The sequence below is a fragment of the Moraxella caviae genome (assembly GCF_002014985.1).
GTDB classification, from domain to species: Bacteria; Pseudomonadota; Gammaproteobacteria; order Pseudomonadales; family Moraxellaceae; genus Moraxella; species Moraxella caviae.
In genome coordinates, this window is sequence record NZ_MUXU01000056.1 from 24,152 (window position 1) to 36,703 (window position 12,552).

General features: G+C 50.0%; 10 protein-coding genes. 2 read left to right on the forward strand and 8 right to left on the reverse strand.

The features are described from left to right. Positions 1-299: 299 nt before the first annotated feature. Positions 300-1,784 (forward strand): tRNA (N6-isopentenyl adenosine(37)-C2)-methylthiotransferase MiaB, encoded by a 1,485-nt coding sequence (gene miaB, locus B0181_RS08890; protein WP_078277156.1) that lies wholly within the window; start codon positions 300-302, stop codon positions 1,782-1,784. A 194-nt stretch (positions 1,785-1,978) separates the two neighbouring features. Continuing rightward, entirely contained in the window at positions 1,979-2,224 is a 246-nt protein-coding gene (locus B0181_RS08895) for a DUF2789 family protein (RefSeq protein ID WP_078277157.1), read from the forward strand. A 160-nt stretch (positions 2,225-2,384) separates the two neighbouring features. On the opposite strand, the gene B0181_RS08900 is transcribed toward B0181_RS08895, so the two are convergent. The 8 genes from B0181_RS08900 to B0181_RS08935 form a co-directional block, all read right to left on the reverse strand. Then, the gene (locus tag B0181_RS08900; protein WP_078277158.1) at positions 2,385-3,161 is read right to left on the reverse strand and encodes a hypothetical protein; all 777 of its coding nucleotides are present in this window, start codon (positions 3,159-3,161) and stop codon (positions 2,385-2,387) included. Positions 3,162-3,541: 380 nt separating this feature from the next. Beyond that, positions 3,542-4,054, reverse strand: a complete 513-nt coding sequence (locus tag B0181_RS08905) for a type IV pilin protein (RefSeq protein ID WP_078277159.1) — start codon at positions 4,052-4,054, stop codon at positions 3,542-3,544. 101 nt (positions 4,055-4,155) lie between these two features. Then, positions 4,156-7,236 carry a hypothetical protein gene (locus B0181_RS08910; RefSeq protein ID WP_078277160.1) on the reverse strand — a complete coding sequence of 1,027 codons (3,081 nt, stop codon included), beginning with the start codon at positions 7,234-7,236 and terminating at the stop codon, positions 4,156-4,158. After that, on the reverse strand, positions 7,223-8,050 hold the full coding sequence (locus B0181_RS08915; protein WP_078277161.1) for a hypothetical protein: 828 nt from the start codon (positions 8,048-8,050) through the stop codon (positions 7,223-7,225). The genes B0181_RS08910 and B0181_RS08915 overlap by 14 nt, the downstream gene beginning before the upstream one ends. A 62-nt stretch (positions 8,051-8,112) precedes the next feature. Then, on the reverse strand, positions 8,113-9,297 hold the full coding sequence (locus B0181_RS08920) for a prepilin-type N-terminal cleavage/methylation domain-containing protein (RefSeq protein ID WP_078277162.1): 1,185 nt from the start codon (positions 9,295-9,297) through the stop codon (positions 8,113-8,115). Between the two features lies 1 nt (position 9,298). Next, positions 9,299-10,129 (reverse strand): prepilin-type N-terminal cleavage/methylation domain-containing protein, encoded by an 831-nt coding sequence (locus B0181_RS08925; RefSeq protein ID WP_158078958.1) that lies wholly within the window; start codon positions 10,127-10,129, stop codon positions 9,299-9,301. Positions 10,130-10,340: 211 nt separating this feature from the next. Further along, positions 10,341-11,165: a ComF family protein gene (locus tag B0181_RS08930; protein ID WP_078277164.1), complete on the reverse strand. Its 825-nt coding sequence runs from the start codon at positions 11,163-11,165 to the stop codon at positions 10,341-10,343. Between the two features lie 79 nt (positions 11,166-11,244). Beyond that, positions 11,245-12,504 (reverse strand): phospholipase A, encoded by a 1,260-nt coding sequence (locus B0181_RS08935; RefSeq protein WP_242620147.1) that lies wholly within the window; start codon positions 12,502-12,504, stop codon positions 11,245-11,247. Between the last annotated feature and the right edge of the window lie 48 nt (positions 12,505-12,552).

Here is a 12,552-nt window from a genome sequence, read left to right on the forward strand (position 1 = left end):
TTTTGGTTGCCGTCTTGTGTGAGCGTGTATTAAAGTTGTAAATTTAGCCAAATTTTATCGCAAAATATCACGCCTACGCACAAAGCACGCGCACCCACACGCCAAAGCGTGCTATAATATACGTTTGTCTTAAAAATTTTACAGCTTATAAGTTCATCAGATGAGTGAAACTTTATTTAATGAAGCGAATAAAGCCAAATTTTTTAAGTTAATTTTAAGCCATTAAGCAATTTTAAACGCATCGCACCCACTTTCGTTCATTCACCAAATCCAAATTCGGCAAACCCTTGGAGAAAACCATGACCGTTGCTACCTTTAATCCAAAAACCGACACCGCCAAAACCAGCGCCAGCTTGCACACGCTTAGCGAACCAAGCACCAATTCATCAAACTCCAATTCACCAGCAAATCAAGCACCCAAAAAAGTCTACATCGTTACTCAAGGCTGCCAAATGAACGAATATGACAGCCAAAAAATGGGCGATGTGCTGGGCGACAGCCACGGCATGATTGTTACTGATGACATCAATGACGCAGACGTGCTACTAATGAACACCTGCTCAATCCGTGAAAAAGCCCAAGAAAAAGTGTTCAGTGAACTTGGCAGATGGCGCAAACTCAAAGAAAAAAATCCTGATTTAGTGATTGGCGTGGGCGGCTGCGTGGCTTCCCAAGAAGGCGATAATATCCAAAAACGCGCGCCTTATGTGGATATGGTTTTTGGGCCGCAAACCTTGCACCGCTTGCCAGAGCTGTACGACAGCACCACCAAGCAAGCCCACACAGATGGCGGCGCATTGCCAAAAAACCGCATTGGCGTGGTGGACGTATCCTTTCCAAGCATTGAAAAATTTGACTTTTTGCCAGAGCCGCGCGTAGAAGGCTTTAAGGCTTTCGTATCTATCATGGAAGGCTGCTCCAAATACTGCTCATTTTGCGTCGTGCCTTACACACGCGGCGAAGAGCTGTCTCGCCCTTTGGACGACGTACTGGCAGAAGTGGCAAGCCTTGCCGAACAAGGCGTGCGTGAGATTAACCTACTCGGTCAAAACGTAAACGGCTACCGCGGCGAAAAAGACGATGGCACGATTTGCCGCTTTAGCGAACTTCTACATTATGTATCGCACATTGACGGCATTGAGCGCATTCGCTACACCACAAGCCACCCGCTTGAGTTTACCGATGACATCATTGACGCTTATAAGAGCATTGATAAGCTGGTATCGCACCTGCATTTGCCAATCCAAAGCGGTTCAAATAACATTCTTGCCGCCATGAAGCGCAATCACACCGTAGATGTGTACATCAATCAAATCAAAAAATTGCGTGCCATTCGCCCTGATTTGCACTTGTCCAGCGATTTTATCATCGGCTTTCCAAACGAAACGGACGAAGATTTCAACGACACGCTCACGCTTGCCAAAGAGCTAGACTTTGACCATTCGTACAGCTTTATTTACTCAAAACGCCCCGGCACGCCTGCGTCTGAGCTGCCTGACAACGTCAGCTTTGAGACCAAAAAAGCACGCCTTGCCACCTTCCAAGACGTCATCAAAGAATCCACTTTCGCCAAGACGCGCGCGATGGTTGGGCAAGTGGTGCGTGTGCTGGTGGAAGAAAAAGCTAACCGCCGTGAAGGCTATTTGCACGGCACCGCGGACAACACCCGTTCGGTGATTTTTAAAGGCGATGAAGCACTGCTTGGTAAATTTGTGCTGGTGAACATCACCAATGCCATCAGTATGCACTTGGTGGAAGGTGAATTGGTGGAGGTTTTGGGCTAGATTTAAGATGGTCGTCCAAAAAGTATGCCAAACCAAAAAACGCAAGTCTTTATGGCTTGCGTTTTGTCTCGGCTTTTTGCTTTGCAAGCCCCAAACATACACAAGCACAACCAAGCATTGACAATCAAGCAACAAACCCATAAGCAAATGTGCTACAATCAAACCATCACCAACCAAACCACAGGGAGAAAACCATGCTGGGCGAGATTGAATACACCATGAACGAACTTTTTAAGCAGCTGGGTCTGGAATGCTCAGACGCGGCGATTGAAGAGTTTATCAAAAACAACCAACTGCCTGAAAACGTCAGCCTAAAAGATGCGCCATTTCTAAACGAGCAACAACGCACCTTTATCCAAGAAGAATGGAAGCTAGACGCAGTATGGTCGCTCACCATTGATGAGCTGAACGCTCGTTTGCATGAGCCAGCCAATGATTAAGACCGCACAATCATAAGCACCCCAATACAAAAACGTCCTAAATTGGGCGTTTTTTAATGCCGTTTTGACAATGATAAGAGCAATAAGGCAAAAATTACGCACAAAAAAACAGCCCCGAAAGGCTGTTTTTTACTGCAAATGCAGCGAATACCCAAAGGTATTAGAAGCGGTAAGTTACACCAACTTTAGCGATTGGGAACCAACGAAGTAGGTCTTCGTTACGGATGTCCGCACGGATTTTGCTTTGAGTTGCAGTGCTTACGTTAGCTTCGTTAGTGGTGAAAGTTACGTCTGGTTTGCCCATGTAAGCTGCACCAACTTCACCGAACACACCCCAGTTTTTGTTTAGGTTTGGACGGAAGCCAACAGTCAAGTAAGGCGCTAGATCGTTACCGTTTTCGATGGTCGCTTCAACGTCTTTCGCGGTAAGACCAGTTTTTTCGCCAGTTTTGCGGTTTTCAACTGGAGTTGCTTTGATTTCCCAATCAGGAACGATCACACCAGCACCCACAGTTAGCCAGTTTGACGCTGGACGCATTTGAACGCCTAGGTATGGGTTAGAAAAATCGCTTTCACGAACGTCGTATTTGTAGTCGCCGATTTTTAGATCGTCAACACCAAATAGGTCGGTTACGTCGCCACCAGCCCAACCAGCTTGTAGTTCAGTGGTAGGGTTTACAGACCATGCAACGTTTGCACCATAACCTAGCGAACCAACTTCTAGGCTAACTGCCGCTGGGTTTACTGCGGTTTTGAAAAGAGTTTTGCCGCCATCAACAACAGCGCCGCCAGTGTTTTTTACACCGTCAACAACTGCAGTACCAGCAGTTTTTGCGCCTTTTACAACGGCATTGCCAGCGTCAGTTACAACGTTTGCCATTGCGCCAGTAGATAGTAGAGCTGCTGCAGCGATTGCAGATAGTTTTACAGCTTTCATTGCTTTCTCCTAAGGATTGAGACTTTACTCAAGGGAATTTGCTACACGTTGAGCGTAGTCGTTTTACGGTTTCTATTAAAAACGATTTTAGCCGCTTCTTCACCGTAGTTTTTGATGGCTTTGTGTAACTTTATGTAAACATTATGGCGAAATATGAAATTTCAGCAATATTATTTACAAAAATCACACAAACGAATCAAATCGCTTGCCAATCTTATTTGTCCATTTGAAACATTGATAGGGATAACATCTCAAATTTTCAAGTCAAGTTGCTATTTTAGCATATTTTTACACCGATTTGCCCATTCTTTTTGAATTTGTAACAAAATTTTTATGACCGATACGGTCATTTTTCGTAAAATCGCACCTTTTTACGCCCATCAGCGCACCAGCCAAGATTCGTCAGTGCCACACTTTGCTTGTGTCGTGGGCGAATTTGGCACCAGCGAGCATTTTACACCCTGATGATTGACGCTAAAAATTGGCTTGTCTTTCTCATCTGGCGTGGCGATGATTTGCCAAGCACCGCCAAGCATGGCTTTTGGTAAAGATAGTACTGGGTTTTGCACTGCGTTTTGTTCGGCATTTTGCTCTAAATTTGACGGCAAATGCAGCGTCAAGGTGTAGCCGTCATAAGTTTTACGAAAGTCCGCCACACGCAAGGACGACACGCCGCCAATCATCGCCGCTTCATTGACCTGCCCTGCCAAAGCCTGCATTTGGCTCATGAGCGTCAGCTGCCAAGCCTTCGCCATGTGTGCCTGATAGCGTGGCACGGCAATCAGCGCAAGCACGGCAATGATAACAAGCACCGCCAACAGCTCAAGCATACTGATGCCTGCTTGGGGTTTTAAAACGCCCAGCTTTAAAAATGGTTTTGAGCGTATTTTCATCATTTTCACCAAATTAGCTAAATCTTTCGTTTTGTTATGCACACTATACTGGCGATGCAATTTAGTACAGCTTAGTTCAACACCGCCCAATCAAGCACAATTCAATCACGCAACGCACGCACGTCATACCAATACAACTTTCTAAGCCGTGCGTCATTTGCCAGCGGCTGTGTGTCGCTTGGCGCAGTGTCTGGTGCGGTGCTTGGCGTGCTATTTTGTGCGTCAAGCCCTGTCGCAGACAGCACATCAAGCTGTGCGCCATCATTGCTTGTCGTCAAATTCGCCTGCCAAAGCCCCTGCACCAAATCACCCATCACGCCAAAATCCGACTCACCAAGCGCAAACAGCGGCTGATGATTGCGGGCATTTTTACACACACCAAATGGCAAACAAAAGCCTTGCGTTTGCGACACGCCAGCAAGATACGCCTGACAAGCGTCCGCAGGCTTGACGCTAAATTTTGGGCTATATGCCGTCAAATAATGAATCGCCTGCACGCCCACACGTCCGCTCGCAGACACAGGCACAATCATACCACTGTCCACGCCCACCGCAGGCGCACCATTCACATTTAGCGCACGATACCAGCCGCCACTTCTGGCAACTTTTCGCATATCCGCCACGCTGCCAAGCTCGCTTAATCGCACCAAATCCGCCAAGCGCACATCACGCGTGGCAAAAGGCGCAGCCTTACTCATCAAGCCATCATCAAAAATGCCAAACACCAAAGACGGCTGTGATTTTGCCAAATTGTCATTTGACTTATCATGTAAGCCATCGCTCGCCAATCCGCCACTTATTAAACTTATCAGCGCAAAACGCCTTGATTTGCTTTTGGCGCTGATTTTCGCCTGCTGACGGCTGGGATTGGCGTGATAGTCATAAAAACTGACAAGCGGTCTGTGGTGAAATTGAATGGCATGATTTGGCGCTGGATTTAGGTCTAGGCTTTCGTTAAAACTTGGGTTTTGCCCATCCGTGTTCGTATCCGCCACAAAAATTCGCACAATGCGTGCGTCAAGTTTTTGATTTGCTGCATTGTCCGTCAAATCCACACGCAGCAGCTGTCCGCCCAAATCCGCCACATACAGATGGTCAGCGTTGCCGTCTTGATTGCGATCAAGCACCGCTGGCGTGGCAATGATGGCGTGGCGCAAATGCTTTTCATCATCGTCCGCTTGCCCATGCGCACCGCTCCACACACCAAGCACGTTGCCCGTCAAAGCGTGCAAAATATAAATGGCATTGCCAGCAGTCGGCTCGGCGCACGCCACACGCCCAAAACAATCCGCACCGCCGCCCGTCAGCACCGCAGGCACGCTCACACCGCCCACCAGCACACGGCTGATACTGACCGCTTGGTGAATGTGGCTGATGCGCGGGTGCGTGGCTGGATTGATTTGCCATAAAATACGCGGCGCACCGCCTGTCAGCGCAGGCGTGATGTCCACCGCCATCAAGCCCTTGCCCGCTCTGCCAAAGCCGCCCACCGCAATCAGCTTATGCGCACCTTGATCAGCCACCCACGCAATGCGCCAATCTGCCGCAAACACCTGCTGCAATACTGGCGATGGCGTCAAAAGCAGCGCTGTGATTTGCTCGCCAGTCGTACGCTTTAGCACACGCAGCACGCCAAAACCATCGGCAAACGCCACAAAGCCATCTGCTGTGCCAGCTGCTGCCAAATACTTCACACTTGGCGCAACCGCTGGCGCAAAACCAAGCGCACCCATGCTTGGCGTAAGATTATCAAATAAAAACTTGGGCGGATTTACCGATAATTGATTGATAAGCTGCTCAGTGCTGACTGAGTGCGAATTGACTGAATTTGTCGTTTGGTTGTCTGGCGCAGATGAATTATTGGACAAGTTGTCGGACAAATTGCTAGACGCATGATCAAGCGCATTATCAGAAAAACCATTCGCCTGCAGCACCGCCTGCGTGCGCACCGAAGGCACTCCCAAAATCTGCAGCAATGCCTTGATGTCATCAGGCGTGTACTCTGCACCCAGCCGCTCAAAGCCAGCCGCACCTTGATGAGACACCGCCAAGCGCACAAGCTCGCCATCGTGCCGATTTTGACGCACATACAGATGATTAGGCGTGTCATGGCTATAATCATTGGCATTTGGCTGATTTGCCCTGCGCCTTAGCCAAGCATTCGCCCCACTGCGCCCATCTGCCGCCCATAAATCCTGCACATTGGCATTAGGCATGGCGACTGGACTTGGCGCAGCAGTCAAACCTGCCGATGGCTTGGCGGTTTGGTATAACGCCTGCAGCCTTGTATCCACCAGCGTGCTTTTTTGGGCGGCGTGCGTGGCAAATTTAAGCACATTACCCTGCCAACCAGCTGACGTGCGCGCCACCGCTCCCACATAGCCAAAACGCCCACGCACCGTAAAATTCGCCCAAGCATAGCGATTTTCATGCGCAAACATCGCCAAAATCCGCTCGGCAAACGCACTGACCGTCTGCGCCAAATCATTCTGCTCGCTGGCTTGAGCGTTTAAATGCAGCGCAAAACTGCACGCAGCCACTGATGATTTTACACTTTCATTAAAAGCAATCGCCCCATCGCCAATGGGTAAACTGGCAAGCTGCCGAGCAAGCGTTTGCCGCCCTGACTCGCTTAGCGACTCTTGGAATAACTGCTGATTTGCGCTATTGATTTGTAACGTTGCATTCGGTAAATCCGCCATCTGCGATAACGCCAAAAGCAGCGCCATGCGTGCCACTGAAGCTGCGTCATACACCACACGCCCGCCAGCTGCACAGCCGTGCATGGCATAAGTGATACGCTCATCACCAATCATCACCGTAAAGTTTTGTGTGTAATTAGTACGCACAATCTGCGTGTGCGCACCGTCCACACCTGCCAAAACCTTGACATCACACAGCGTTTGCGCCTGCGTGATGGAAGGTGCGCCTGCCGTACGCCCAAAATCCACTTCAAGCACGCCCAGCGATTGTGGCGCACGATACACCGCCAAACTGCCGCCCGTCATCTGTGCATGGCTGACTTGCATCACGCCAAATACCGTAAAACTTAGCAACAAACTTAGCAAAACAGCCGTGCGCACGCTTTGAAAAGCTCTGATTTTGATAAGCGCAAACACGCCCAGCCTTGGCAAATCAGCTGCCAAAAATTCACGCTGTCCACTTTTATCAATGATACTCATAGGCTTGCACCAAAAGCTGATGGGCGATGTCATACTTGGCGAGACAATCGGTCAGCACGCCAGACAAATCAAGGCTTGGTTCATCAAAACCCACCGCAGCAAAGCACGCCTGCGCACCTTGCCAAGCTGATTTATCCGCCACCAAAGCCGCCAGCGAATACACGTTAAATTGCACCCCAAGCGCAGGCAACGCACCGCCATCAGTACCATCTGCCAATAAATCCGCCAGCCTTGCCAAATCCTGCACATCTGCCGACACACCAGTGGCAACTGCCGAAAAATCCTGCGCTGCTTCTTCTGCGCTCGCTGCCACCCACAGCTGAATGACTACAGCCTTGTGCGCAGCCAAATCTGCCGCTGGCTGACAAGTGGCGTGCGTTTGTAGTGCGCCATCGGCATAAAAATTTTGCCCAGCAAGTGCTGGCTCATAACAAAACGTGGTGAATGCCTGCAACGATTTGTCATTTTTTCTTAAATTTGCGCCATTTTCAGCGTCTGACGCATTAGTAAAAATCTGCTTTTCGGCTTGCTTTTGGGCAAGCGCGCGCACCAATCGCCCAAAAACCCCACGCTCGGACAGTGCAATCTGCGCACCACCATGATCAAGCGCATAAAACGGCAAATCCGCCTGCACAAACAACTCATTTGCTGCCGTGCCAGCCTGCGCCACACGCACATCGTGCAGACTTTGGCGAATGGCAAGTGCCGCAAGCACAATCATCACCAGCACCGCCACAAGTACCGCTGCCAGCACAAAGCCACGCTCTTGGCGTGTGCTTTTGGCATAAGACTGATTAAACCGCTGAAATTTCATGAGTTTTTAAGTTTGAAAAATTATCTTTAACCATCACTTGCGCTTATTACTCATCACACCCATCAATCCGCCAGTGCATTTCTTAGCGTGATGTGCGTTTGGTGCAAGGTGCGCTTGTGGTTTGGTGCGTCATCGGCGATGGTTTTACGCTTGCCAAACACTTCAAAAACCGTCTGCGCCTGCTGTCCGCTGGGCAATGACAAAGGCGCACGGCTAATCAGCGCAAGTCGCACCGACACGATGGGTGGCGGTGAATTGTCGTTCAAATCATCAGAAAAGTCATCAGAAAAATCACCTGCCGCATTTTGCGCACCATCAGCCTGCCGTGCCTGCGCCCAATAACCACCTGCCAGCGCGCGGTATTCATCAGCCGACACAAAACGCACACCGTCCGCCAGCTGCACACCAAGCTCAACCCAAAACCCTTCTACGCCACTTGCCACGATTTCACTTTCCACACCAAGCCCATAAATGCGGTTCGCCTGCTTGGTTTTAGCCTGCGCATCGATGATGGCGTTTAGATAACTGCTGCTGCGCTCCACATCACGCACGCCATCACGCTCAATGCGCTCAGGAACGAAACGTGCCGAATCGCAGCGCAAATTTAGCGTGCGTGCGCTGTCTTGTGCGTTTTGCGTGGCGTTTTGTGCGCTTAGGCTGGGTGCTTGCTCCACAAAATAACGCTCAATCACCACTTGTCCTGCCACGTCCGCCATCTCACCACTCGCCAAGCGCACACGCCTTGCACCCAGTGCCAATTTACCTTCGCAATCCCACATGGTTTGTGGCGCGCGGTAAATAATCGTCAGCTGATCGGACGCGCCATCTGTGGTATTTGCGTACGATGTCTTAGCTGATGAATCGCTCAAATACATCGCCACAGACGCATCGTCCGCCACGCTTTGCCACGAAAGCTGCGCCAAATCCAGCAAAATTGACGCAGGCTTTACCGCCAGCACATCATCACCCATGCCAAATCCCGCCAAGCGAATGTTTGCCGCCATGCTTTGCAGCGCAAAACTTTCGGTATCAATGGCATGGACGCTACTTTCTTGCACCGCAAGGCTGCGCACGCCCATCAAAAGCACCTGAGTCAGCGCAAGTACAATCATCGCACCAATGGCAAGCACCACCACAAGCTCAAGCAAGCTAAGCCCACGCTCACTTTTTGAGCTGCGGTTTTGGTATGGCGACTTGGCTGAATTTGTCCAAATTAAACCATTTGCGCTTGGCTGAAAATTTTTCATACTAATAACTTTTTACCACAATGCACTGCGCACCTTGATGATACCGCCCATCGCCAAAAGCGCACGCCACGCCTGCGCCATCTTGCACATCTGTGCGCACCGTATCGCTGATGATGGCTTGAGTTTGCCCCCATGCCGCAATCAAGCACAGCTGCTTTGGATTGTCTGCACAAAACACCGCATTAAACCGCGCGTCATGCGCCAAAGCCGTGTGCGCCGCTTGATAAGCATAGGCAGCCACAAGCTCATTGGGCGCACAGCTCGCCTGACAATCCTGTGCTTTTAATGCTGACGCTGCCGCACGATAAGCGCTCAAATCAGACGCAGCTTGCTGATTTACTGCGGATAATAAATTGGCATAATGGCGTTTTTGCTCGTCCGTCATCAGTCGCACCGCTTCGTTTTGCGCAGCGATAAGACTTGCCATGTGCGCATAAGTTGCTGCATGATGCGTGGTTTGCCCAGCACGCAAATACAGCGCCATCATGCCAAGCGCCGCAAACGAAAACACCAAAAGCGCCACCAAAACTTCCAGCAGGCTAAACCCTGCTTGCTTGGCTTGTGGCTTGGCTTGTGGTTTTTTAAATCGTTTGGCTCGTGGCTTGATAAAAGATTGAGAAAATGAATGGTGTGAAAATTTGACGCACAAATTTTTAAGGTAAAAACTTGTGGCATAAAAATTTTGGATAAAGAAGTTTTGGTTAGGAAAACTTTGGCTAGAAAAACTTTGCTTATAAAAACGTTGCGTGTGCAAACTTTGGGCGCAGTACTCTTTGCCCAAGTGCGCACAGCGTTTGGGTGATGAAATTTGGTGGGTCAAATGACAAGACAAGCCGCACTCCCTTGCAGGCGATAAAATTTACTGACGATGATAGCGGATTTTTGCGCACTTGAAAAGCCAAAAATGCGCACAAACACCCAAAAGCGATAAAACTAAAGACGTTAAAATCCGTTTTGGTAGGTTTTGGGGAAACTTTTAGTGAAACTTTTAGTAAAATATTGGTGAAGTTTTGCTGGTTTTGGCAAACCACTTTAAGCAAAAATCATTCGCCCAGCGAAAAATCCGCCCTGCCGTGCGCCACGCACACCGCCAGCAACCGAGCGTCTGGCATGGCGTTTAGCACCGCTTTTGCCAAAGCTGACATGGTCGCGCCTGTGGTCAGCACATCGTCAAACAGCACCACTTGACGCACAGGTGGCGACTTAGTAAGCACAAACGCATTCGCCAAATTTTCAAGCCGTGCGCTGCGATCAAGCCCACGCTGGTGCGCTGCGCTGTCCACACGCTTCACGCCTTGCCACAGCGGCAATCGCCAATGATACGCCAAAAATTTCGCCAACATCAGCGCAGGGTCAAACCCCCGCTCACGCAGGCGCGGCTTGGTGCTTGGTACGGGTAAAATCACGGTGTTGTGGCGGTTTGTGCCGTCTGGTTTTGGTAAGGTTTGTAAAATATGCGCCAGCGCCAAAAACGCAGGCACGTCTTCTTCGTCCTTGAACAGATGAAAAAGTCGGTTGATGGGATATTGGTAGAAAGTTGCCGCAAATACAGGAATGCTTTTTGGCGGCAGATGGGTTTGAGACGATAAATTGGTTTGAGATGGCGGATTGATTTGCGCTGACAAAGCAGCGTCCACCAAAGTCAAAGGCAAGCGCACAGGCTGATTGCGCCAAGCTAGAGAGCGATGGCACGGTGCGCACAAAAAAGCCTGCGCCTTTAGATAACGCAAATCCGCTTGCCGATAACCATCACCAAATCGCTGCTGACACAGCACGCATTGGCGCATATCCACAGGCAGCGCACCCAAAAGCCGCCGCAGCCCCACAGATAACGCACAAGGCGGTAAGCGCACTGTCGTTGTTCGCATTACCGCCTCCCTTTTATTTAACCAAGATTTCTCATTAAATCTTTGATTTTCTTAGAAAATTTTGCCTGAAAACCGCCAATCACAATCCCATAAAGCCATCAAGCATTACGCCCACGCCCACTGCGGTGGTTTCGTGGTTATAATCCACGATGGATTGCCCATAGCCTTGGAAAAATTGCACATAGCCGCTGATGCCCTTGCCAAGCTGGCGAGTATAATCCACTTGCAGCGCGCCTTTGCCTGTGGCGGGATTAAAGCGCACCGTACCCGCCAGATTGTCTTTGTCGTTCATTTGGTACAAGAAGCGCACATCGCCATAGCCGTAATAATCGGTGATGTCTGGGTTGTCGTCTGGATTTTCTTTTAGGATACGCCCCCATAAGCGTGGCATGATGGTCAGCTTATCCCACTCCATGCCGCCCATGACGTAGGCGCGGTTCCACGAACGAGACCACGGATCGTCTTCGCCATTTGAGTGGTGCATCACGCCTGCGCCCAGCATACGCAATTTACCGCCAAACGGCAAATCCGCCACCACAGGCTGCGTTACGAACAGCTCTGGCTGATAATCGTGCGCGCGGAAAGGACGAGAATATTTGGCATTAAACACCTGCCAATGCGACTGCTGCGTGTAGCCCAGCCACAAATCTGCGTCCGTACCGAATAAATCTTCCGCCGCTTTCATTTTTAGCGAGATTTGGAATTTCAGCTCATTTTCACGCATTTGCCCTGCTTTGTACGGCGGCGTTTCTTGGCTTGGCGTGCTTGGATAGCGGTTTGGCTTACCGTTGATAAATAGCGGCAACATATAAGTTGGGTTGTGCGGACGTGCTGTCCACAAGCCGCGATCGCTGTTTTTATCCAAATCAAAGGCAAGACTCAGCGGTGAATACTGGCGCACGTCTTGGGCTGGTGTGTCAGACAGGCTGTCATCACTCTTTGGCGCATTTGGGTCTACACGCACCACTTGCACATCGCCTTTAAATAAAGGCTTGATAGAATCGCCAAGCGCAATCGGGCGTTTTTGGGCGATAACCGTTGGTGTATCGCCCTGCGCCAAAGTGTCAAAGCACGCCAAACGTGTGGCGGCTTCGGTGATGGTGGCACACTCATAAAACATCGCTTCATGCTTTTCGCTGTCGCTGATTGCACTTGCCATGTGCGCTGCCGCTTCGCTGCTTGCTAAGTCAGCGTGCGCAGTTTCAGGTGCAATTTCAAGGACAGTTTCGTTCGCTTGCGCTGTCATCGCTGCGCCCACCGCCAAAGACAGCAAGAGCGCCTTTGGTGCGTTAAAATTCACTGCTTGAAAAAATGCTGTATGTGAAAATATCTGTGTCATGGTGTGTTACCGATGTTAAATGCGTTTATCGCCACGAAAACTTGCCGT

Coding starts and splice junctions, on each gene's coding strand:
- miaB (WP_078277156.1), top strand. CDS start 300: ATGACCGTTGCTACCTTTAATCCAAAAACCGACACCGCCAAAACCAGC.
- B0181_RS08895 (WP_078277157.1), top strand. CDS start 1,979: ATGCTGGGCGAGATTGAATACACCATGAACGAACTTTTTAAGCAGCTG.
- B0181_RS08900 (WP_078277158.1), bottom strand. CDS start 3,161: ATGAAAGCTGTAAAACTATCTGCAATCGCTGCAGCAGCTCTACTATCT.
- B0181_RS08905 (WP_078277159.1), bottom strand. CDS start 4,054: ATGAAAATACGCTCAAAACCATTTTTAAAGCTGGGCGTTTTAAAACCC.
- B0181_RS08910 (WP_078277160.1), bottom strand. CDS start 7,236: ATGAGTATCATTGATAAAAGTGGACAGCGTGAATTTTTGGCAGCTGAT.
- B0181_RS08915 (WP_078277161.1), bottom strand. CDS start 8,050: ATGAAATTTCAGCGGTTTAATCAGTCTTATGCCAAAAGCACACGCCAA.
- B0181_RS08920 (WP_078277162.1), bottom strand. CDS start 9,297: ATGAAAAATTTTCAGCCAAGCGCAAATGGTTTAATTTGGACAAATTCA.
- B0181_RS08930 (WP_078277164.1), bottom strand. CDS start 11,165: ATGCGAACAACGACAGTGCGCTTACCGCCTTGTGCGTTATCTGTGGGG.
- B0181_RS08935 (WP_242620147.1), bottom strand. CDS start 12,504: ATGACACAGATATTTTCACATACAGCATTTTTTCAAGCAGTGAATTTT.